24 protein-coding genes are annotated in these 21,498 nt (G+C 69.3%); 8 read left to right on the top strand and 16 right to left on the bottom strand.

Annotation, left to right across the window (positions count from 1 at the left end; genetic code table 11):
* Positions 1-67 precede the first annotated feature (67 nt).
* The 3 genes from E9232_RS12390 to E9232_RS12380 all read left to right on the top strand — a co-directional run bounded on the left by E9232_RS12390 (position 68) and on the right by E9232_RS12380 (position 2,221).
* Positions 68-760 (top strand): pirin family protein, encoded by a 693-nt coding sequence (locus tag E9232_RS12390; RefSeq protein WP_309794365.1) that lies wholly within the window; start codon positions 68-70, stop codon positions 758-760.
* 166 nt (positions 761-926) lie between these two features.
* Entirely contained in the window at positions 927-1,136 is a 210-nt protein-coding gene (locus E9232_RS12385) for a hypothetical protein (protein WP_309794363.1), read from the top strand.
* 92 nt (positions 1,137-1,228) lie between these two features.
* A complete protein-coding gene (locus E9232_RS12380) occupies positions 1,229-2,221 on the top strand; it encodes a GlxA family transcriptional regulator (protein ID WP_309794362.1) in 993 nt (330 codons plus the stop codon).
* A gap of 9 nt (positions 2,222-2,230) precedes the next feature.
* Here the strand turns inward: E9232_RS12380 and E9232_RS12375 are convergent, their stop codons facing one another.
* The 6 genes from E9232_RS12375 to E9232_RS12350 all read right to left on the bottom strand — a co-directional run bounded on the left by E9232_RS12375 (position 2,231) and on the right by E9232_RS12350 (position 6,798).
* Complete coding sequence (locus tag E9232_RS12375) at positions 2,231-2,554, bottom strand: low molecular weight protein tyrosine phosphatase family protein (RefSeq protein WP_309794361.1); 324 nt, start codon at positions 2,552-2,554, stop codon at positions 2,231-2,233.
* A gap of 7 nt (positions 2,555-2,561) precedes the next feature.
* On the bottom strand, positions 2,562-3,176 hold the full coding sequence (locus E9232_RS12370) for an NUDIX domain-containing protein (protein WP_309794359.1): 615 nt from the start codon (positions 3,174-3,176) through the stop codon (positions 2,562-2,564).
* Positions 3,163-3,864, bottom strand: coding sequence for a Crp/Fnr family transcriptional regulator (locus E9232_RS12365; protein WP_309794358.1), 702 nt, complete (start codon positions 3,862-3,864; stop codon positions 3,163-3,165). The genes E9232_RS12370 and E9232_RS12365 overlap by 14 nt, the downstream gene beginning before the upstream one ends.
* Before the next feature lie 106 nt (positions 3,865-3,970).
* Positions 3,971-4,471 (bottom strand): isoprenylcysteine carboxyl methyltransferase family protein, encoded by a 501-nt coding sequence (locus E9232_RS12360; RefSeq protein WP_309794356.1) that lies wholly within the window; start codon positions 4,469-4,471, stop codon positions 3,971-3,973.
* Positions 4,468-5,481, bottom strand: a complete 1,014-nt coding sequence (locus tag E9232_RS12355; protein ID WP_309794355.1) for a type III polyketide synthase — start codon at positions 5,479-5,481, stop codon at positions 4,468-4,470. The genes E9232_RS12360 and E9232_RS12355 overlap by 4 nt, the downstream gene beginning before the upstream one ends.
* A 123-nt stretch (positions 5,482-5,604) precedes the next feature.
* Positions 5,605-6,798, bottom strand: coding sequence for an MFS transporter (locus E9232_RS12350; protein ID WP_309794354.1), 1,194 nt, complete (start codon positions 6,796-6,798; stop codon positions 5,605-5,607).
* A gap of 46 nt (positions 6,799-6,844) precedes the next feature.
* Here E9232_RS12350 and E9232_RS12345 point away from each other — a divergent pair, with 46 nt between their 5' ends.
* Positions 6,845-7,342, top strand: coding sequence for an Lrp/AsnC family transcriptional regulator (locus tag E9232_RS12345; protein ID WP_309794353.1), 498 nt, complete (start codon positions 6,845-6,847; stop codon positions 7,340-7,342).
* 6 nt (positions 7,343-7,348) lie between these two features.
* On the opposite strand, the gene E9232_RS12340 is transcribed toward E9232_RS12345, so the two are convergent.
* From E9232_RS12340 to E9232_RS12330, 3 genes are all read right to left on the bottom strand, one after another.
* Entirely contained in the window at positions 7,349-8,050 is a 702-nt protein-coding gene (locus E9232_RS12340; RefSeq protein ID WP_309794351.1) for a pirin family protein, read from the bottom strand.
* Positions 8,051-8,203: 153 nt separating this feature from the next.
* Positions 8,204-8,584 carry a GNAT family N-acetyltransferase gene (locus E9232_RS12335; protein ID WP_309794350.1) on the bottom strand — a complete coding sequence of 127 codons (381 nt, stop codon included), beginning with the start codon at positions 8,582-8,584 and terminating at the stop codon, positions 8,204-8,206.
* Between the two features lie 71 nt (positions 8,585-8,655).
* Positions 8,656-9,210: a nucleotidyltransferase family protein gene (locus tag E9232_RS12330; protein ID WP_309794349.1), complete on the bottom strand. Its 555-nt coding sequence runs from the start codon at positions 9,208-9,210 to the stop codon at positions 8,656-8,658.
* 294 nt (positions 9,211-9,504) lie between these two features.
* On the opposite strand from E9232_RS12330, the gene E9232_RS12325 reads away from it, so the two are divergent.
* Positions 9,505-9,981, top strand: a complete 477-nt coding sequence (locus E9232_RS12325; RefSeq protein ID WP_309794348.1) for an SRPBCC family protein — start codon at positions 9,505-9,507, stop codon at positions 9,979-9,981.
* A 573-nt stretch (positions 9,982-10,554) separates the two neighbouring features.
* Here E9232_RS12325 and E9232_RS12320 read toward each other — a convergent pair.
* From E9232_RS12320 to E9232_RS12295, 6 genes are all read right to left on the bottom strand, one after another.
* Entirely contained in the window at positions 10,555-11,316 is a 762-nt protein-coding gene (locus E9232_RS12320) for a GNAT family N-acetyltransferase (RefSeq protein ID WP_309794347.1), read from the bottom strand.
* Positions 11,317-11,421: 105 nt separating this feature from the next.
* On the bottom strand, positions 11,422-12,687 hold the full coding sequence (locus E9232_RS12315) for an ABC transporter substrate-binding protein (RefSeq protein ID WP_309794346.1): 1,266 nt from the start codon (positions 12,685-12,687) through the stop codon (positions 11,422-11,424).
* Between the two features lie 32 nt (positions 12,688-12,719).
* Entirely contained in the window at positions 12,720-13,556 is an 837-nt protein-coding gene (locus E9232_RS12310) for a carbohydrate ABC transporter permease (protein ID WP_309794344.1), read from the bottom strand.
* Positions 13,553-14,479 carry a carbohydrate ABC transporter permease gene (locus E9232_RS12305; RefSeq protein WP_309794343.1) on the bottom strand — a complete coding sequence of 309 codons (927 nt, stop codon included), beginning with the start codon at positions 14,477-14,479 and terminating at the stop codon, positions 13,553-13,555. Before E9232_RS12305 ends, E9232_RS12310 begins: the two co-directional genes overlap by 4 nt.
* Positions 14,472-15,626, bottom strand: coding sequence for an ABC transporter ATP-binding protein (locus tag E9232_RS12300; RefSeq protein WP_309794342.1), 1,155 nt, complete (start codon positions 15,624-15,626; stop codon positions 14,472-14,474). Before E9232_RS12300 ends, E9232_RS12305 begins: the two co-directional genes overlap by 8 nt.
* Positions 15,623-16,450 carry a metallophosphoesterase family protein gene (locus E9232_RS12295; protein WP_309794340.1) on the bottom strand — a complete coding sequence of 276 codons (828 nt, stop codon included), beginning with the start codon at positions 16,448-16,450 and terminating at the stop codon, positions 15,623-15,625. Before E9232_RS12295 ends, E9232_RS12300 begins: the two co-directional genes overlap by 4 nt.
* A gap of 324 nt (positions 16,451-16,774) precedes the next feature.
* On the opposite strand from E9232_RS12295, the gene E9232_RS12290 reads away from it, so the two are divergent.
* From E9232_RS12290 to E9232_RS12280, 3 genes are all read left to right on the top strand, one after another.
* Positions 16,775-18,922 carry an FUSC family protein gene (locus E9232_RS12290; RefSeq protein ID WP_309794339.1) on the top strand — a complete coding sequence of 716 codons (2,148 nt, stop codon included), beginning with the start codon at positions 16,775-16,777 and terminating at the stop codon, positions 18,920-18,922.
* A 53-nt stretch (positions 18,923-18,975) separates the two neighbouring features.
* Entirely contained in the window at positions 18,976-19,344 is a 369-nt protein-coding gene (locus tag E9232_RS12285) for a GFA family protein (protein ID WP_309794338.1), read from the top strand.
* Between the two features lie 548 nt (positions 19,345-19,892).
* Entirely contained in the window at positions 19,893-21,062 is a 1,170-nt protein-coding gene (locus E9232_RS12280) for an MFS transporter (RefSeq protein ID WP_309794337.1), read from the top strand.
* 22 nt (positions 21,063-21,084) lie between these two features.
* Here the strand turns inward: E9232_RS12280 and E9232_RS12275 are convergent, their stop codons facing one another.
* Positions 21,085-21,465: an ankyrin repeat domain-containing protein gene (locus E9232_RS12275; RefSeq protein WP_309794336.1), complete on the bottom strand. Its 381-nt coding sequence runs from the start codon at positions 21,463-21,465 to the stop codon at positions 21,085-21,087.
* Positions 21,466-21,498 lie beyond the last annotated feature (33 nt).

Here is a 21,498-nt window from a genome sequence, read left to right as displayed (position 1 = left end):
CCGACGGCTTCCGCGGCCGGCCCGGAAGGCCGATCTCTGCGTCACCACAGCACGACGGGAGACGGACATGATCACGCTCCACGACCGCATGGCCCGGGGCCGCACCGAGACCGGCCTGATCGAGGGTCGCCATACCTTCTCCTTCGGCCGGTTCCGGGATCCGGAGCGCATGGGGTTCCGCTCGCTGCGGGTCCTGAACGAGGACCGGGTCGTCCCCGGCGCCGGCTTCCCCGCGCATCCCCATGCCGAGATGGAGATCCTGACCTATGTGCTGGGCGGCGCGGTCGCCCATCGCGACAGCCTCGGCAACCAGGCGGTGATCCGGACTGGCGACCTGCAGCGCATGACCGCCGGCACCGGCATCGCCCACAGCGAAATGAACCCCTCCGACACCGACACGCTGCATCTGCTGCAGATCTGGATCCATCCGGACCGGTCCGGCCTGGCACCGGGCTATGAGCAGATCAGGGTGCCGGAGGCTGGAGGCAGTCTGCACCTGGTTGCCGGTCCCGACGGATCGGAGGGGGCCGTGACCATCCACCAGGACGTCCGGCTCTATATCGCCCGGCTGGCCGCCGGCGAAACGGTCGAACATGCGATCGGCCTGGGCCGGGGGGCCTTCGTGCAACTGACGCGCGGCATGGTCACGCTCGACGGCCATGAAATGCGGGCCGGCGATGGCGCCGCTATCGAGGATGAGGCCAGCCTGCGGGTCACCGCCGAGACCGAGGCCGAGATTCTGCTGTTCGATTTCGCCTGAAGTGGTCAAGAAGGGGGCGGCGACGTCGCCGCCTCCCGAAGCCGTGTCGTTGAGACGCAATTGCGGCTACAACCATCGCGGCATCCTACCGTCCGGGTCGGCCGCGGACCGAACCAGCCCCATCGAACGGCCAGTCCCGGCGCTCCTCCACCTTCCCAACCGGATCATGCGCATCGCCCTGCTTCTCGCCCTTATCGTTGCCTTCCTGGCCGGGATCGGCGTCTGGAGCTTCCACATCACCGCCGGTTTGGCCGGGGCCGATGGCGGCGCGGCGATCTGGGTGGCCGGCGGCGCCGGGGTGGCCGCGGTGCTGCTGATCGGCGGCTTCGTGCTGCTGATCCTGCGCACCCGCCCGCGGGATCACGATCGGAACTGACCTGCCCGAGCGGCGGGCTTGCTTCGGCGTCGGGGCTGTGGCCGGATGCCTGCTTTCGGGAGCGCAGCAGACCGGGCATGGCCGACGATCCGATGACTGAGCCACCCCAGCGGGTGGGGTTTCTGCTGGTCCCGAACTTCTCAATGATGGCGCTGTCGGCGGTGCTCGAGCCGTTCCGCGCCGCCAATTGGGTGGCGCGCCGGACACTGTACGAATGGCGCCTTCTGTCGGTCGACGGCGCCCCGGTCACCGCCAGCAACGATGCCGTCCTGGTGACCCAGGGGGCGATTGGGCCGGAGGATTCCTTCACCATGGTGGTGGTCGTCGCCGGCCTCGACCCGCAGGATGGGCGCGACGAACGCATCCTGGCCTGGCTGCGGCGCATGGCCCGGCGCGGGTCGCGCCTCGGCGCCGTCTCGACCGGCACCTATCACCTGGCCTGGGCCGGGCTGTTGGACGGCTATCGCTGCACCATCCATTGGGAAAACCTCAGCGCCTTCACCGAGACCTTTCCACGGCTCGACGTCACCGGGCGGCTGTTCGAGATCGATCGTGACCGTTTCACCTCGGCCGGCGGCACGGCGTCGCTCGACATGACGCATTACCTGATCGGCCAGGCCCACGGCATCGACTTGGCCAACCAGGTCGCCGAACAGTTCCTGCACGCCCGGCCGCGCCAGGGCCATGCGCCGCAGCGGATGGAACTGCGCGAACGGCTCGGCGTCAGCCATCCGAAGCTGCTGGCCGCGATCGCCGAGATCGAGGCCAACCTGGCCGAGCCGCTGCCGCGTGCTACGCTGGCCCGAGCCGCCGGGCTGTCGACCCGGCAGCTCGAACGCCTGTTCCGGATCTATCTCAACTGCACCCCGTCCCAGTACTATCTCGAGGCGCGGCTGAAGCACGCCCAGATCCTGCTGGCGCAGACCTCGATGCCGGTGCTGGAGGTGGCGGTGGCCTGCGGTTTCGCCTCCGCCTCGCATTTCGCCAAATGCTATCGCTCGCTGTTCAGCCACTCGCCGCGGGCGGAGCGGGCACCGCGCCCAGCCGGGCCGATGCAGGTGATGGGCCAGCGCAGGGCGTGGTGAGGCCAAAGGTCAGTGTAACAGCGGCGTGACCTTGGCCTTCAGAAGGCGCACCAGCTCCGGGTCCATCACCTCGAACCGGTCGGGAATGTCGAGGCAAATCACGCGGGCATGCTTCAGCGAGCCGCGGAAACGGCCGGCGATCTTCGCCCGCTGCGATTTTTCCATGACGAAGATCAGATCCGCCCATTCGACCAGCTCGGCCGTCAGCGGCTCCTCGGCGTCGGGGTTCAGCCCGGCCGAGGCCGTCTCGACTCCGGGATGGCCGGCGAAGATCGCTTCCGCAGTCGGGCTGCGTTGGAGATTGCGGCCGCAGACGAACAGGACGTGCTTCAACGGGCCGTCATGTCCGCCGCAGGATTTCGGCCAGGCCGGTCGGCAGGGTGCCGCTCAGCAGCATCACCTGCAGCCGTAGCAGCGCGCCGACGGTCAGGGAGTCGGTGATCCGGCCGTCGGCGACCATGGCAAAGGCCTCGGCCAGCGGCACCGTGCGCACCGCCAGATCCTCGGTCTCCTCCGGCGCCGCCTCGCCCTTGGTCAGGCCATAGGCGACGAACAGATGGGCGATCTCGGTCGAGACGCTGTTCGACAGATGCATCGTCAACAGCGGGTGCCAATGGGCCGCCTCCAATCCAGTCTCCTCACGCAGTTCGCGCTCGGCCGACAGCATGGGGGCGACATCGGGGTCACCGCCACCCTCCGGGATCTCCCAACTGTACAGCCCGGGGGCGTAGCGGTACTGGCCGACCAGGGTAACGCGGCCGCGATCATCGATCGGCACCACCCCGACCGCCAGATTCTTGTAGGTGATCACGCCATAGATCCCCGGCGTCCCGGCCGGGGTCAGCACGTCGTGTTCGTCCACCTTGATCCAGGGATTCTCGTAGACCGGCTTGACCTTCAGCGTGGTCCAGCGGTTCAAACCGCCGTCACCACTGGCCCCGTCACCATTCGCCACGAACATCCTCCACCAGCCGCTCCAGGCGGTTGAGGTCGGCGACGTGCAGATGGTCGGCGGCGCGGACGACGAGGCGGGCGCGGGCCAGGTCGCTCAGCACCCGGGCCACGGTCTCGCGCGTGGTGCTGACGCGGCTGGCGATGTCGGAATGCACCGGGATCGGCCGGATAACGGCAGTGCCGTCCGGCTGCCCTCCAAGGATGGCCAGGCGCAGGATCTCGGCATGCACCCGGTTGTTGGCGCCCAGTGTGCTCAGCTCCATGATCCGCTCATTGGCGCGGCGCAGCACGCCGACCAGATGCACCATGGTGGCCAGTGCCAGGGCTGGGTTCTCGGTCACGACGGCGCGGAAGGCGGCGGTCGGCAGCACGGCGACGGTCGCGTCGGTCAGCGCCATGACATTGGCGGAGCGGGGCGCCCGGTCCAGCCCGGACAGCTCGCCGAACATCGAACCGGCTTCCAGATCGTCGAAGGTGATCTCTCGGCCCGAGGCGGAATAGATCACCACCCGCACCCGGCCCTCGACGAGGAAGTAGACATGGTCGGGATCATCGTTGCGATCGATGATCTGCTCCTGCGCCTCGAAGCGCTGCCAGCGGCATTGCTTCAGGATCTCGGCGCGGATGGCGGGGGGAACGACCGACAGAAGGTCGATCCCGTCGAGGGAGCGGGCGTCGTTGGCGGTCACGGTCCGTCTCGTTCTTTGAGGCGCGCCAGGATAGGGCCGCCGGAGCGGTCCCGCCAGAGCCGATCTGCGCACCCATGACCGGGGGCGGCCACCGTGTTTCCTTGCTTCAGCCCCGGCCGGCCAATGCCTGCTGCTCGACGCCGATGCGATGGCGCAGCAGGAGCGCGTTGGCGATCGAGAAGACAAGCGCAATCCACCAGGCACCGAAAGCCAGGGGCAGCACCGCGATCTCGGCCGTGACGATCAAGTAGTTAGGGTGGCGGACCCAGCGATAGGGGCCGCGGCGCACCAAGGGCGCGCCGGGCAGGCTGAGGATCCGGGTCGTCCAATAGGGTCCCAGCGTCGCCACCACCCAGATCCGGCCCGCCTGCAGCAGCACGAACAGCGCCAGCAGCGGCCAGGAAGGAGCGCGGTCGGCCGGCACCAGCAGGAATATCGCCAGCAGCCAGCCGCCATGCAGCAGGATGAACAGCGGATAGTGGCTGGCCCCGCTTTCGACCGCGCCCCGGTCGCGCAACCGGGATTCGTTGCGGCGGGCATAGACCAACTCTCCCAGGCGCTGCGCCGCCACCAGCAACGCCACGACCTGCACCCAACCCAGCATCATCCGCAGTCCAGCACGGCAAAGCCGGCGCAGAAACCGGGGCCCAACGCGCTCAGCAGCCAGCGCCCGGCCATCTGTCGGCGCTTCTCCGCCAACACGAACATCACCGTCACCGCCGACATGTTGCCGTACTGGCGCAGCACCGCCCGTTCCGCACCCATCGCCGCATCGGTCAGCTCGAAGGCATCGCGCAGTGCCTCGACCACCTTGGTGCCGCCGGGATGGAAGACGAAGCCGTCGATGTCGCGGAGCGTCAGGTCGTGCCGTGCGAGGAAACTCTCGGCTGCCGGCCGCAGGTCGTTGCGCACCAGGGTCGGGATGTCGCGTGAGAAGATCACGCCCAACCCGTCCGCCTCGACTGACCAGCCCATCACATCGAGCGTTCCGGGCCAGCGATGCTCGCCCGTCGGCCCCAGCGCCGGCGCGCCGTCATCGGGACGGATAAGCGCCGCTGCCGCGCCGTCGCCGAACAGGGCGGTGGCCACGACGTTGCTCTTGGTCAGGTCGCCGCGCCGGAAGGTCGGGCCGCACAGCTCGACCACCAGCAGCAGCACGGTGCCGCCCAGGGCGCGCGACAGCGCCGCGGCGCGGGCCAGGCCCAGCACGCCGCCGGCACAGCCCAGGCCGAAGATCGGCAGCCGCACCATGTCGGGGCGGAAGGGCATGCGTTCCATCAGCCGGGCATCAAGGCTCGGCGTCGCGATGCCGGTCGAGCAGATGGTGACGATGGCGTCGACCTCGCCGATACCGCATCCGGCGTCGTCCAGGCAGCGCCGCGCCGCGGTCTCGAGCAGGTCGAGCGCCGCGTCCATGAACACGGCATTGCGGTCGTGCCAGTCATGCGGCGCGAAGTACCAGTCCAGCGGGACGGCGGATCGTCGGGTGTCGATGCCGGCGGATTCGTAGACCGTCGCCATGCGGTCGAACAACGCCGGCCGCGCTGCGAAGACGCGACGGGCACCCTCCCGGGCTTCCGCCTGGGTGATTACGTGTTCGGGGACGGCTGTCGCCAACCCCGCGAGCCTTGGCATCCTGGTCCTTCCGCGGGATCCGGTGCCCGCTCAATCTGGCCCCAGACAATGGGGATCCGGACGCTGTTCGGAAAGGGTTGGCCGGAAGTTTCGCGACCAGACCTGTCAGGATGTCGCGGGGTCGGCGCTTCGGCGGGACCGCAAAGCCGTGGCGGCGATCAGGGCAGCGGCGAGGCACGCGGCGGCTGCCCCCAACGCCACGGGCCGGAAGCCGGTACCGGCATAGCCGATCCCTGCCAGCCCGGTGCCGACCAGGACGCCGAGATAGGTGACGGCGCTGTTCAGGCCCAGCACGGCGCCTCGTGCGTCCGGCTTCGCCTGCGACAACTGCAGCACCAGGATGTTCAGGCCGAAATGGTTGGCGAAGCCCCATAGCCCGGTCAGCGCGGCAATGGCGGTGAAGCTATGCGCCGCTGGCAGCATCAGTGAGTAGATCGCGGCCACGGCCACGAGGATGGCGGGGAAGAGCCGGCGCGGCCCCAGCCGGTCGACCAGCCCGTCGCCGAAGCTGGCGGCGCCGAAGCCGAGCCCATAGGTCAGCACGATCAGTCCGGCCTGCCCGGCGGAGAGGCCGAGCTGGCTGCGCACATGGTCGCCGATGAAAGCGTACACGCCGTAGAATGAGGCCATGAAGCCAAGGCAGATCAGCAGCAGCGCCGGCACGCCGGAATAGGTGAGGGGGGCGACCAGCGCCGCCGGTCCCTGCCGCGCCGCCGCTGCCCGACCGCTGCGCGCCGGCAGCCGGGCGATGCCGGGCAGGGCGAGGGCGGCGAGCCCGGCCAGCAGCAGGAACACGGCGCGCCAGCCCAGCGTCTCGGCGATGAAGGCGGCCGCAGGCACCCCCGCCACCATCGAGACCGACCAGCCGGTCAGCACCCGGCCGAGCACGCGCGACTCCCGGCCCGGCGGCGCGATGGTGGTGGCCAAGGTGTAGATCGATGGCAGGATCACCCCGGCCCCCAGCCCGGCCAGCGCCTGGGCCGCTGTCAGCATCAGCCAGTGGTTGGCGAGGGCCGACAGCAGGGTCGCCGCGATCAGCCCGGCCATGCCTGCGAACAAGGCCCGTCGCGGCCCGATCCGGTCGATCTGCGGTGCCAGCAGGAAAGCCGAGAGGGCCGTGGCCCCGCCATAGGCTGCGATGGCGCGGGACACCGCCACCGGCGTTGTTGCCATCGCCGTCGCCACATCGCCCAGGATTGGACTCAGCACCAGCGAGTTCGACCCGACCACGGCAATGCCCGCCGTTAGGATCGCGGTCTGCAGCGAGATGGCGCTTCCATATTGATGATGTTCAGGCATATGGCCATAATCACCGAACCACGTTCAGTCAGGAAGCGTGATTCAAATGGTCATCGAAAAAACGAAGGCGGTTCGGCGCCGGCCGGCCGAGGCTGCCGCCGTCGACGCCGTCGACCGAAAATTATTAGGGCTGATCGCCGTCGACGCGGCCTTGAGCTATGCCGAACTCGGCCGTGCCCTGAATCTGTCGCCGCCGGCGGTGCATGAGCGGGTGAAACGGCTGAAGCGCGACGGGGTGATCAAGGCGACCGTGGCGGCGCTGGATGGGCCCAAGCTGGGCAAGCCGCTGCTGGCCTTCATCCATGTCGACACCATCGGCTGGGGCAAGAGCCAGGAGATGCTCGACCTCGCCGCGCTGCCGGATGTCGAGGAGATCCATTCGGTCACCGGCGACACCTGCATGCTGCTGAAGGTGCGGATGCGGGACACCCAGGCGCTGGAGGATCTGCTGCGGATGATCTACGAAATCCCGGGCGTCAAGGGCACCCGCAGCTATATCGCCCTCAGTTCCTATCTCGAACGCGGGCCGCAACCGGCGGCCTGACGACGGTCAGGGCAGGTCGAACAGCAGGATCTCGCTGTCTGCAGCGCGCCCGGTGATCGTCACCGCAGCCTCGTCCTCGACCGCGGCGCCGTCGCCCGCATCGAGGCGCCGGCCATTCAGTTCGACCGCTCCGCGCACCACCTGCAGCCATGCCTTGCGGCCCGGTTGCAGCGCGTGGCCGACCTCGTCTCCCGCAGCCAGGATCGAGGCATACAGCGCCACATCCTGGTGGATCGTCACCGCCCCGTCGCCGCCCGACCGGGCACCGATCAGGCGCAGGCGGCCCTGCTTCTCCTCACGCGCCACGGTGACCTGCTCGTAGCCCGGCGCCAGGCCGGCCTGCTCGGGCAGGATCCAGATCTGCAGGAAATGCACCGGGTCGCGGTCGGAATGGTTGAACTCGCTGTGTCGGATGCCGCTGCCGGCCGACATCCGCTGCACGTCGCCCGGGCGGATCACCGATCCGGTGCCGATGCTGTCCTTGTGCTCCAGCGCGCCATCGAGGACGTAGGACAGGATCTCCATGTCGCGATGGCCGTGGGTGTCGAAGCCGGCACCGCCGCGGACACGGTCTTCGTTGATCACCCGCAGCGGCCCCAGGCCCATCTGCTCCGGATCGTGGTACTGGCCGAAGGAGAAGCTGTGCCGGCTGTCGAGCCAGCCGAAATCGGCGGTGCCGCGTTCCGCGGCCGGGCGGATGGTGATCATGCGAACCTCCTTGGCGTCATGGTCGTCGTGATGGCCTCCATGTCGGGTGCCGGGCGGCGCAGACAATCATACCGTCGGGAACAAGATTGTCGCCGAAACAGCGACGATGCCGGTCGTGTCAGACCCACGGCAATCTGCCCAGGCGCGCTCGCCTCACAGATCCTTCGTCATGAACACCCGGCTCGTACCGGGCGGGTCACAGGCGATCTCGCCAAAGCGCCGCCATCCGTGGCGCTCGTAGAAGCCGGGAGCCTGGAAGCTGATCGTGAACAGCATGGCCACCCGGCAGCCGCGCCGCCGGCCCTCATCCTCGAACATCTGCAGAATCTCGCTCCCGAGCCCGGAGCCGCGCAGCGATGTCGGCAGATGGAAGAGTTCGAGGAACAGCATGCCCAGGGAGGTGCGGCCGGTGGCGCCGCCCAATACCTCACCGGTCTCGGGATCCTGGACAGTGATCGCGAGCGGCCGCCGGTCGCTGTAGCCGGTGACCTCGTCATTGTAGCTGTTCAGCCCATCGTTGAGGAGCTGTTGCATCGCTGGGTCTACGACATCGGTCAATAGGAGCAGCGGTCTCGGCATGGCGGCCTTCCGGTGTGAGCTTGGGTCTAAGCGGCGATTGTCAGCCATGGCCAGCGGGCTTGGTAGTCTTCCGCCTTGCGGCGAAAAAGATCGGGCCGCGGGTTCATGGGGTTGATCCTCAGAAGGCCATCCCACAAGTCCTCCAACCCGTTCGGGGCATACAGATCGCCCGAGGCGGCATCGATGCCGACGCAGGTGCAGGCGACGAGATAGCGGTCGATGCCGTCCTTCGAACGGTGCAGGCGCGGATAAGCGCCGCCGAACCGCTGCGGGTACCAGAGATGAACCCGGGCTTGGTTCCTGATCTCGACCGATACGTCGAGATCGTCGAACACAGAAGCGGCCCGCTGGATCACGGCATCCTCGGCCTCCCACGACAGGTCGCAATCGTCGAAATAGAAGACGTCGTAATCTTTGATGGCCGAGGGTGCCGGGCGCCCCGAGCGCCGGTTCCAGATCGTCTGGAACAGGCAGCCGGCCGTCAGGAAGCAGTCCGCCAAGCCGAGCCGGGGCAGCCGCTCTAGGATCGCGGCGTTCATCGGATTCGCCATCGCCCAGTCGACGAAGGTCGTGGCAGACATCGGCATCGTCCCGGCTCACTCCGACTCGTGGCAGGCAGGATGGCAGTCTATCGGGGGGAGGCATTTCGGAAAGGTGGAATGGACAGGTCGTCGCAGGCGGCGGTTTCGTCGACTGTCGCAGGCCCCGAGTTGTGGTGCCCTCTGGAGGTGGGCAAAGTCGCGTCGCGCGATCGGATGCAGAAGCGCCGCCAGGATGGGATCGTGGTGGCTCCGCAGAATTTTCCTCGGCCCGTGTCGGTTCGCTGATCACCCGGTCGTCCTTGGGGCAGAGACATCCAAACACGGAGACCACCGATGACCGCCAATGCCGCCCCGACCTCGGATCGCGAACTGATCCTGACCCGCCTGATCGACGCGCCGCGCGAGACCCTGTATCGCGCCTGGACCGAGCCCGAGCTGATGAAGCAGTGGTTCGCGCCGCTGCCTTGGACCACCCCGGTGATCGAGACTGACGTCCGGCCGGGCGGCTCCAGCCTGATCGTGATGCGCGGCCCCGACGGCACCGAGTTCCCGAACCCGGGCGTGTATCTCGAGGTCGTCAAGAACGAACGCCTGGTCTTCACCGACGCCTACACCAAGGCCTGGGAGCCGTCGGAGAAGCCGTTCTTTACCGGCATCATCACCTTCGAGGACGAGGGCGGGAAGACCCGCTACACCGCTCGCGCGCTGCACTGGACCGTGGCCGACCGCGAGGCCCATGAGAAGATGGGTTTCCACGAAGGCTGGGGCCAGTGCGCCGACCAGCTGGCGGCCCTTGTCGCGAAGCTCTGACACCGGACGGGCCGCGGTCGCGGGACGGATTTCCATCCTGCGCACCGTGGCTGCCGCGTGCCGGCGGTGGCGCCTTCCGCGCGGTCTATCCGCTGTCCGCAGCCTAGCCACGCGCCCGGTCCTGAAGCACTGGCGGACGATTGCAGAAGTAGCCGAGTTCCCCGCAAAACGAAATCGTGGTGTAGCCCAGATCCGGAAAACTGAGCCTCGTGAAGATGGATGCGGCCAAGGTCGCACCCCTCGGATGACAAAGTTTCCGGAGGACAAGAAAATGGACCACCACGCAGAGCGGTCGCTTTACTGTATCGAAAGCAGATTGGACTTCCCAGTTCAGGAAAGACCGGCCTTCCGCCGTCTCCGGGGCGCATTCGTCGCCTTGTATCGGGCCGCCGCCGACCGCAGCCGTCGCGCCCGTGAGCGGAAGCACCTGATGACCGATCACCAGCTGCGGGACATCGGCTTCCGCCGCATCGGCACCGGCCGGGTCATGCACCTCGTGCCGATCGACGAGACCGCCGCTTCACTGCGGCGCTGACCATGACCTCGCCTGTCGGCAGGCCGATGGCGGGGAGGTCAGCCGGCGTCGGGCTGGCGGCGATAGTGATAGCGGGACAGTTCGGTGCCGAAGCCGAGCGATCGATAGAGGGCACGGGCGGCGCTGTTGTCGGCCACGACCTGCAGGCAGCAGCCCTGGATGCCCCGGGACTTCGCCCAGCCCATCAGGCCGCTCACGGTCCGGGCCGCGTGGCCACGCTGGCGGTGGTCCGGATGGGTGCCCACGGATTCCACCACCAGCAGTTGATCGTGGATGACGCCATAGGCGATCGCCACCAGCGCCCCGTCGACGCGGCGGGCGGCAAAGGCCTTGGGCAGCACGATGCTGCCGACCATCTGGCGATAGGGGCTTCCGGCCGCATCGGCTGACTCGGTCGGATTCATCGCGGTGCGCGCCGCCAGCCACGCCTCGCTCGGAGTTTCCGACAGCTCGACCGTCCCGTCAGGCTCGGTCCGGTGATCGGCGAGATCGGCGAAGATCGTGCAGGTCTCGCCCTCGGCGGCATAGCCCTGGCGCTCCAGCGGCCCATCCATCTCGGCGACGATGGAGGGCACCCGGAACAGGGCCGACTGGCCGAGCGAGCGGTAGATGCCTTCCGCCGCCGCCACGATGCGCGACGGATCGCGCGGCCCCGACCGCAGCGGGTTGACCGAGTTGGTCCGGCGCGTCTGGCCGCCGGATGCCCGCAGCAGCCAGCCTTCCAGCAGGACCTGACGCGGCGACGGCCACGCGTTCTGGCAGGCTTCCTCCGCCGTCCAGGCGAGATCGTCGGTGGTCATCGGCGCCTCTACAGAATGCCGGACCTGGCGAAGTTCCGGCCGCAATCCTTCTATCCATGAATCATCCGGCGAGGCCAGCCCCTGGCAGGGGCTGGCCCGCTGGTTTCAATGGCGCGGCAGCAGCTTCTGCACCTCGTCCGACGCGTCGGCCAGGGCCTCCTGCGGCGTCGCGCTCTGCTCCACCACCCGCGACAGGTTGTCGACGATGGTCTGGGTTACCTTCACGCCGTTGCTGCCGGGGAAGGCGTACCAGGGCCGCATCTCGGTCATCTGCTCCAGCCCGGCCTTGAACAGCGGGTTCTTGGCGTAGAAGTCGCCGAGATACTCCGGCGACTTCGCCGCCAGCTCGTTGTTCGGGACATAGCCGGTGCCCGGCACCACCACCGAGGCGCCATAGGGCCCGGCGGCGAATTTGATGAAGTCCCAGGCCACCTGCTGCTTGGCCGGGTCGCGGGTCAGCATGACGGCGGCGTTGCCGCCGGTCGGCAGCTGGCCCTTGGCCGGGTCCAGCATCGGGATCGGCGCGGTGCGCATCTCGAACTTGTCGCCGACATTCTTGATGGTGTTGCGCAGGGCGCCGGTGGTCTGGAACTCGATGCCGACCTTGCCGGCGACGAAGGCCTGCTCGCCGGCCGATTTGGTGAAGACCGGCATGCCGCCCTCTTTCACCATGCGCTGGACCAGGGTGAAGGCGGCCAGGCCTTCCGGCCCGTCGAAGGCGACCTTCTTCTCATCGGCCGACAGCATGTCGCCGCCGGCACCGAACAGCAGGGCGCTGAACATCCAGTCGTCGCCCTGCCAGCGGAAATCGATGCCATCGACGCCGTTGCCCAGCGCCTTGATCTTGGCGCCCAGCGCCAGCACCTCGTCCCAGGTCTTGGGCGGGACGTCGGGGTTGCCGCCGGCCTGCCGCACCAGGTCGGCGTTGAGATACATGATCGGGTTCGAGGTGGCGAAAGCCAGCCCGGCCTGCTGGCCGCCGAACTGGGCTAGGCCCAGGATGTGGTCGCTGAAGCCCTGTTCGGCCATGTGGCCGTCCTTGTCGACGAAGGGCTTGAGGTCGACCGAGATGCCGCGTTCCGCCACCACCCGCAGCCGGTTCAGGCCGATGAAGGTGATGTCGGGCATCTCGTCGGTGCCGGCCTGGCGCAGGATCTGCTGCAGCCCGTCCTCATAGGTCGGCGACGGGCTGGCGAACACGATCTTCACGTCCGGATGCCCGGCCATGTACTTCTGCGAGATCGTGTCCATCACGTCCTTGAAGAAGCCCGGCATCGGGTAATGGACGATCAGGGTGGTGTCGGCCTGCGCAGTGCCCATCAGGGCACCCGCCAGCGCCACGCCCGCCAGCATGGTTCGGAACAGTTTCACGATATCCCCTCTCCTGGAGTGTCGACCGGCGCTCAGCCCTTCAGGCCGGTCAAGGTGATGCCTTCGATGAAGCGGCGCTGGGCGGCCAGGAAGGCCACGACCAGCGGCAGGGTGACGATCACCGTCGCGGCCATCAGCGCGCCGTAGTCGTCGCCGGCCTCGGCCGCGCGGAAGAACAAAAGGCCCAGCGGCGGCGTCGCCATCCTGGTGTCGCTGACCACGATCAGCGGCCAGAACAGGTCGTTCCAATGCGCGACGACCGAGAAGATCGCGAAGGCGGTGATCGCCGGCCAGGCGTTCGGCACGATGACGCGGCGGACGATCCCCAGCTCGGTCATCCCGTCCAGCCGCGCCGCGGCGATCAGGTCGTCCGGCATGGCCCGGAAGAACTGCAGGAACAGGAAGATGCCGAACACCGAGATGGCGAAAGGCGACACCAGCGCGACATAGGAGTTCAGCGTGCCGGTGGCCGACAGCGCGACATAGATCGGCAGGGCGATGGCGTGGATCGGCACCAGCAGGCCCAGCATGATCATCGTCACCATCGCCTGGGCGCCGCGGAAACGCAGCTTGGCCATGGCGTAGGCGCAGGGGATCGCAGTCACCAGCTGCAGCACCAGGATCAGGCCGCAGACGATCACGCCGTTCAGCAGGATCCGGCCCATCGGCACCCGGGTCAGCGCCTTGGCGAAATTCTCGACCAGGGCCCAGCGATGCGGCAACAGCGACAGGGAGGACGAGAAGATCTCGTCCTGCGGCTTCAGCGCGACCGCCAGCATCCACAGATAGGGCGCGATGAAGACGAAGGCGCCGAGCGACAGCAGGGCGAAGCGTGCGACCCGTCCGGCCGTCCAGGGTTGTGCGTTCATGTGTAGTGCACCCGGCGGTCGAGTACCCGGTACTGCACCAGCATCAGCACCACCAGCACGGCCAGGAACACCACCGTCATCGCCGAGGCGTAGCCGACGCGGAGATAGACGAAGCCCTCCTGGTAGATGGTCCACAGCAGGACCTCGGACGCCTTGTTCGGCCCGCCCTGGGTCAGGGTGCCGACGGTCTCGAACACCTTCACCGCGTTGACCACGCTGATGGTGATGACGAACAGCGTGGTCGGCCCCAGCATCGGCCAGGTCACCAGCCGGAACCGCTCCCAGGCGCTGGCCGCGCCGTCGATCTCGGCGGCGGCATACAGCTCGCGCGGGATCGCTGTCAGCCCGGCCAGGAACAGCACCATGTTGAAGCCGACCGACTGCCACACCCCGATCAAGGCGAGGCTGAGCAGAACCGTGCCGCTGCCGCCCAGCCAGTTCGGCCCGGGCAGGCCGACCAGCCGCAGCATCTCGTTCACCGGGCCGATGCTGGGGTGCAGCAGGTACTGCCAGACCGTGGCCATGGCGACCAGCAGCGAGGCGACAGGCAGGAAGTAGACGGTGCGGAAGAAGGCGCGGCCGCGCGTCTCGGCCTGGATCAGCAGCGCCACGCCCAGGCCCAGTAGCACCGAGGCCGGGGTGACGATGGCGGTGTAGACCGCGGTGTTCTTCAGCGAGATCAGGAAGGTGCGGTCGCCCAGCAGCTCGGCGTAGTTGTCGAGGCCGATGAAGCGGATGCCGTCATAGCCCAGCTCGTAATCGGTCAGGCTGAAGCCCAGCACGGCCAGGGTCGGGGCCAGGATCAGCACGGCCAGCAGCAGCACCGCCGGGGCGGACAGGCGCCAGGCAGCCAAGGTCTCCGCCCGCGCCGCGGAGCGGGCGACCTTCGAGGCGATGCCGCCATCGACAGCGACGCTAGCCATGGGCGGCGATCCGCAGCGGCGCGACCGAGACCGGCAGGCGCCCGCCCTCCGGCCCGAAGACCAGGATGTCGGCGGCGTCGACCGCCAGGGTCACCGCCGCGCCGGGGGCCAGCTCGGCCGCCAGCGCCGGCACGGTCTTGGCGACCAGGCCGGTGCCGTCGGCCAGGGCCAGGAAGGCCAGCAGCTCGGATCCCAGGAACTCCAGCCGCCGCACGGTCGCGGCCAGGCCGGGCTGGCCCGGCATCAGGAAGCGCAACGCTTCGGGCCGCACGCCCAGCGTCACCGCCGTGCCCGGCGCGGCCTCGATGCCGTCGGCCAGCACCCGGCCGCCGATGCGGGCGGCGCGCGTATCGTCCAGCACCGCGTGCAGCAGGTTGATGCGCGGGCTGCCGATGAACTGGGCGACCTCGACATGGGCCGGATCGGTGTAGACCCGCGCCGGGCTGTCCAGCTGCAGCAGGCGGCCGCCCATCATCACCGCCACCCGGTCGGCCATGCTCAGCGCCTCCGACTGGTCATGGGTGACGTAGAGGGTGGTGACGCCGGCGCGGCGGTGCAGCTCGACGATCTCGCCGCGGGTGTGGACCCGCAGATTGGCGTCGAGATTGGACAGCGGCTCGTCCATCAGGAAGGCGGCGGGCTGGCGCACCAGGGCGCGGGCCAGGGCGACGCGCTGGCGCTGCCCGCCCGACATCTGGCCGGGCTTGCGATCCAGCAGATGGTCGATCTTCAGGCTGGCTGCCGTCTCGCGCGCCCGGGCCTGGATCTCGGCCCGCAGCGCCCGCTGGCCCGGCATCAGGCCACCGATCCAGGGCAGCCGCTGGGCGGTGGACAGGCGCCGCATCGCCAGCGGCACGGCGATGTTCTGCCCGGCGGTCAGGTGCGGATACAGGGCATAGGACTGGAAGACCATGGCGATGTCGCGCGCCGCCGGCGGCAGCGCGGTGATGTCGCGCTCGCCCAACTGCACCGACCCCTCGTCGGCATGCTCCAGCCCCGCCGCGATGCGCAGCAGGGTGGTCTTGCCGCAGCCGGACGGGCCGACCAGGGCGATGAACTCGCCTGGCGCCGCCTCGACGGTCACGTCCTGCAGGATGCGGTTGCTGCCGAAAGCCTTGCTGATGCGCCGCAGCGCCAGGCCGGTCACGAAGCCGCCTCGACCTGGATGTGGCGCGGATAGACCTCGTGGATGACGTCGTCGATCACGAAGGGATGCAGTGCCGGCAGGGCGACGATCTCGCTCTCCACCGTCTCGTCCAGGGTGTGGATCACGGCGCCCAGGATCCGGTCGCCCGGCATGTCGCGCTCCATCGGCCCGACGGTGAAGCCGGAGGAGGGCCCCCAGACATAGCGCGTGCCGGCATGGCTGCCGGTCCAGGCGCGGTGCAGATGGCCGCTGGCGACCAGGGCCACGCCGTGCCGCTCGAACAGATCCAGCAGGCGGCGGCGCGGCGTGGGGCGGATGCTCCAGTATCCGGTATCGCCTTCGTCCGGCCGGTCGACGAAGATCGGCTTGTGCAGGAAGACCGCGACGCCACGCCCTTCCGCCCCGTCCAGCGCGTCCTCGAACCAGGCGAACTGGGCGGCCTCGTCGTCGGATCCCATGCCGATGACCTGGCTGTTCAGGCCGATCAGGCGCCAGCCCGGCTGATCGTGGACCCAGCGGTCGGGGCCGATTATGCGGCGCCAGCGGTCCAGCCGCTCGGCATCGACCGGCTGGCGCGTGCCGGGCAGGTCGCCGACATCGTGGTTGCCGGGAACGGTCAGCACCGGGCAGGGCAGGGTGCGCAGCAGCCCGGCGCACTGCACCAGGTCGGCCTCGACATCGGCCCCGTCGACGCTGAGATCACCGGTGTGGACTACCAGATCCGCCCGGACGCTGTGCAGCCAATCCGCCAGCGGCGCCCAGTTCGGCAGGAAGTGCTGCTTGCCGGGGCTGAGATGGGTATCGGTGATCTGGACGATCCGCACGCTTCCGCTCCTTGTGCTGTCGATCGCCCCGGGCGCCATGGCGGATCGCCCGCGCATCGGGAAGCCCGAGGAGCGGCGGCAATCGGAGGTCTCGAAAATGGGCGAGGGGGCTTACCGCGGCCGGTGTCCGGTTCCGCCGTCCCCTCACGGCGCGCGGATGATAGGGTCCGGAGATGACGGATCTGTTGCGCCGCGATGAAGAATCGATGTCGCGGGCGGGTGTCGACGATGCGCGCCGCCAGCGGGCATCATGCCAAGCGGACGACTCGACGAAGGCGGGCGGATGACCTTCCAACCAGGCGCGACGGATTGCCGGCAGGCGGCATGGCGGTGACCCAGGCGGCGCCCGGCCGCTCGCCCCTGCTGGCCGCGCTGGTGCAGTGGAACCGCGCCACCATTCCCTGGCCGGTGGCCTTGCGCAACGCTTTGGCCGTGGCGTTGCCGGTCGTGCTCGGCGTGCTGCTCGGCCAGACCGATGTCGGCCTCGCCGTCGCCGGCGGCGCGCTCAACGTCGTCAGCTCGGATGCGCCGGGGCCGCATGCACTGCGCCTCAGGCGCATGCTGCTGATCTCGCTGGGCGCCGGCCTGGCGGCGCTGACCGGCTTCTCGCTCGGCACCCATTGGCTGATGCTGCTGCCGGTGCTCGCGATCTGGGCCTTCGTCCTCGCCCTGCTGGTGGCGCTGGGGCCGGTGGCGACCCAGGGCGGCACCGCCGTCTTGATCGTGCTGGTGGTGACCAGCGGCACCGCCGGCCATGGCTTCGACCCTTGGGCTGCCTCCGGCCTGTTCCTCGCCGGCGGCCTGCTGGCGACCCTGTTCTCCGTCGCGGGTTGGCCGCTCAGGATCTACCAGCCGGAGCGGGACGCGCTGTCCGCCATGTACCGCATGCTGTCGGAGATCGCGCGGGCGATGCCGGAGGACACGGTGTTCATGCCCCTGGCCGATTCCGTGGCCGACGCCCAGCAGCTGCTGGGGCGCAGCAACGCCGCCCGCATCCGCGGGGTCGAGGCGTTCCGCGTGCTGCTCGGCCTGGCCGAGCGCATCCGGCTCGAGCTCCTGGCCCTGTCCGACCTGCGCGGGCAGATCGACGACCCGGCGCTGCCGGCGCTGATGCGCCAGGCGGCGGTGGTGCTGCGCGGCCTCGCCATGGCGCTGCGCCAGGGCCGGCCGATGGCCGAGGGCGAGGCGGTGCTGAAGGGCTTCGAAACCGCGCTGGCCGCGCTGCGCACCGCTCGCCACGCCACCCAGGATCCGGCGTTGCGCCGCCGGCTGCATCTGGCCGAGGCCCGGGCGATCGGACTGGCCGGCACCCTGCGCGCCGCGATCCGCAACACGGCGGAGGCCGGCAGCCGCGGCGACCGGCGGGCGACCGAGCGGGATGCCAGGCAGCCGGCGGCGATGCGCCCCGGCGCGCCGCTGGCCATCCTGCGTGCCAACCTGTCGCTGTCCTCGGTCGCCTTCCGTCACGCTCTGCGCTGCATGGTCTGCGTCGTGGCGGCGGAAGCGCTGGGCCGGGCCATCGGCCTGCCGCAGTACTACTGGATCGCCATGACCGTGGTGATCGTGCTGAAGCCGGATTTCGGCGGCACGGTCAGCTTCGGCCTGCTGCGGATGTTCGGCACCCTGGCCGGGCTGCTGCTGGCCACCGGCCTGGCCCATCTGGTGTTCGCGCACCCGCTGGCCCAGGCGCTGCTGGTCGGGCCGCTGTACTTCGCCTTCCGCTATCTCGTGCCGGTGCATTACGGCCTGGCGGTGTCGCTGCTGACCGCCGTCGTGGTGCTGCTGCTCGGCCTCGCCGGGCTGCCGGCGGGCGTGTCGGTGCTGGACCGTGGCGTGGCCACTGTGCTGGGCAGCCTGCTCGGCCTCGCCGCATACCTGCTATGGCCGACCTGGGAGCGGCGGCGCGAGCGGCCGGTGATCGCCGCGATGATCGACGCCTATGCCGCCTATCTGACGGCGCTGCTGGCGGGCGACGCCCGGGCGCAGGCCGATGCCCGCGACGCCGCCCGCGGCGCCCGGGTCAATGCCCAGGCCACGGTCGATCGGCTGCGGGTGGAGCCGGCCGATCCCGGCCAGCCGGCACGGGCCGAGGCGATCTTCGCCAACGCCAACCGCATCCTGCGCGCCGGCATGGCGCTGGAAAGCGCGCTGCACGACCATGGCGCGGCGGCGCTGGCGAAGCATGCCGCGATCGAACCGTTCGGCCGCGCCATCGCGGCGGCGCTGGCCGAGTTGGCCGCGGCCTTGCGCGAGCAGCGGCCGGCGGCGATCCCGTTCGACCTGCCGGCCCGGCACCGGGCGCTGGCCGACCTGCTCGACCCCGCGGCCCTGCCGGAGACCGACCAGCCGGTGATCCTGGCGCTGCTGGAGGCGACCGACCGGATGGTGGATGCGACCGAGGCGCTGGCCGGGGTGATCGGTCGGGTTCCGCCGGAGGCGGAGGAGGCGCGGGAGGCGGGACAGGGCGCCTGATCTCGGCGACACTCGCGGGCCGGGACTCACCGGTCGAACGAGGGGGGAATGCCATGCCGATCAAGGGAAGCTGTCACTGCCGAGCGACGCAGTTCGAGCTGCCGGAGGCACCGACCGGCCTGACCCGCTGCACCTGCAGCTTCTGCGCCAAGCGCGGGCCGCTATGGGCCTATTATCCGGCCGGGGCGTTCAAGCTGCTGACCGCTCGCGACCGGGTGTCGACCTATCAATGGAACAGCTACACGGTGCAGCATCACCACTGCGCCATCTGCGGCTGCGGCACCTACACCGAGACGCCGGAATGGGTCGACGGCAAGCCGGATTTCAGCAAGCTCAAGATCGGCGTCAATGCCCGGCTGCTGGATGATTTCGACATCGATGCGCTGCCGGTCCAGGTGATCGACGGCAAGAACCTCTGGTAGGGCGGTTGACCTAGAGCCGGATGATTTCGGGTCAGGTCACGCTAGGAAGGCTGCACTTGGCGTTGCCTCTCCCGCTTGCGGGACCTTTTCAGAAATCCCTAACACCGTCATTGCGAGCGCAGCGAAGCAATCCATCGGGCCGTTCGTGCGGGCTATGGATTGCTTCGTCGGCTTCGCCTCCTCGCAATGACGACGAGGGGTAGGCTTTTGAAAAGGTCTCGCTTGCGGGAGAGGCCGGAGACGCGACGCGGCTCCGGGTGAGGGCTCTTTGTCGAGGCCGGGACCAGCCCTCACCCGGCCTCGCTGCGCGAGCCCGACCTCTCCCGCCAGGCGTGAGAGGTGACGCAGAAGACGCTTGGCATCCTGTCGTTCTTCGGCCGAGTGGGCTGCCGGCATCCTTGCGCATCACGCAAGGATGCCGTGCGCGGCGCAGTGGTTCCGCGGCCCGCGCGGCCGGTCTACTGAATCCTGACAGGCCGAGCAGGGGGAGAGGACCATGGTCCTTGGCGCAGGGAAGGTTCGACAGTCGCCTCGCCCGGATCCCCGTCATGCGTAGGTTCGACATCTGGATCCTGGCTGTCGCCTGCGGGGTCGTGGTCGCCAACAACTACTACAACCAGCCGCTGCTGGTGGATTTCGCCGAGACCTTCCAGGTCACGCAGCGCGAGGCCGGCAACGCTTCGATCGTGACCCAGGCGGGCTATGCGATCGGCATGCTGCTGTTCGTGCCGCTCGGCGACATGATCGATCGGCGCCTGCTGATCGGCGCTCTGCTGCTGGCCTCGGCCGGCGCGCTGGCCGCCACCGCCCTGGCGCCGAGCCTGCCCTGGCTGATCGTCGCCTGCTTCGCCGTCGGCTTCACCAGCGTGGTGCCGCAGGTGACCGTCCCCTTCGCCGCGCATCTGGCGCCGCCGCAGGAGCGCGGGCGTGCCGTCGGCACCGTCCTGGGCGCGCTGCTGTGCGGCATCCTGCTCTCGCGCACCGTCGCCGGCTTCGTCGGCGCCGAATGGGGCTGGCGCGCCATGTACTGGATCGCCGCCGGCGTGATGATCGTGCTGCTGCTGGTGCTGTCCGTCCTGCTGCCGAAGGACCGGCCGTCCTTCGAGGGACGCTACGGGGCGCTGATGGCGTCGCTCGGGCGGCTGGTGCGGGAACAGCCGGTGCTGCGGCAGACGTCCTCGATCGGCGCGCTGCAGTTCGGCGCGTTCAGCGCCTGCTGGACCACCCTGGCCTTCCATCTCGATGCCATGCCGGCGCGTTACGGCAGCGACGTGGCCGGCCTATTCGGCGTGATCGGGGTGGTCGCGATGCTGATCACGCCGCAGGTTGGGCGGCTGGCCGACCGGGGCAGCCCGCATCTGACCGTGCTGCTCAGCAGCATCGCCGTGCTGGTCACGTTCCTGCTGCTGGCGGTCGTCGGCGGCTCGCTCTGGGGGATGATCGCCGGCTTCGTGCTGCTCGATGTCGCTGTGCAGTCGGGCCATGTCTCGAACATGACCCGCAATGTCGGCCTGAAGGCGGATGCCATGAGCCGGCTGAACACCGTCTATATGGTGTCCCGCTTCATCGGCGGTGCCGTCGGATCCGCCATGGGCAACCTGGCCTGGAGCCTGTGGCACTGGCCCGGCGTCTGCGCTGTCGGGCTGCTGCTGTCCGCCCTGGCCATTGCGGTGCAGCTCCGCCCGCGTGCTCCTTCGGCAAAGCCGTTGATGCCGTGACGCCACGCGGCGGCCCCGTCCGTCAGCGGCGGGCCGGCCCCTTGCCTTCCAGCAGCTTGATCAGGCGCCGGTGCTTGCGGGCGCGGGCGATGTCGAGTGGGGTGCCGCCGAAATCATTCCGGCGGTCGGGATCGCCGCCGCGCTCGCGCAGCAGCGCCGCCGCTTCCACCTGGCCCTGCATCACCGCCTCGTGCAGCGGGGTGTTGCCGGCTTCCCCTGACGCATTCACATCGGCGCCGCCATCCAGCAGCGCCGTGATCTCGTCGATCCGGCCGCGGATGGCGGCGACATGGATCGGGGCATCCCCGAAGAGGCCGACCTGGTTCACACCGGCGAGGTCCATCCCGCTGAAATCGGGCAGGTCCTCGTCCTTATAGCGTTTCAGCACATCGTCTGCGTTCATCGCACCATTCTCACGGGATCCGGCGGGCCGGGC

The sequence above is a fragment of the Inquilinus ginsengisoli genome (genome assembly GCF_031453975.1).
Taxonomy (GTDB): domain Bacteria; phylum Pseudomonadota; class Alphaproteobacteria; order DSM-16000; family Inquilinaceae; genus Inquilinus; species Inquilinus ginsengisoli_A.
The sequence above is the reverse complement of the archived record's forward strand: the minus strand, read 5'-3'. Positions and strand labels throughout refer to the sequence as shown.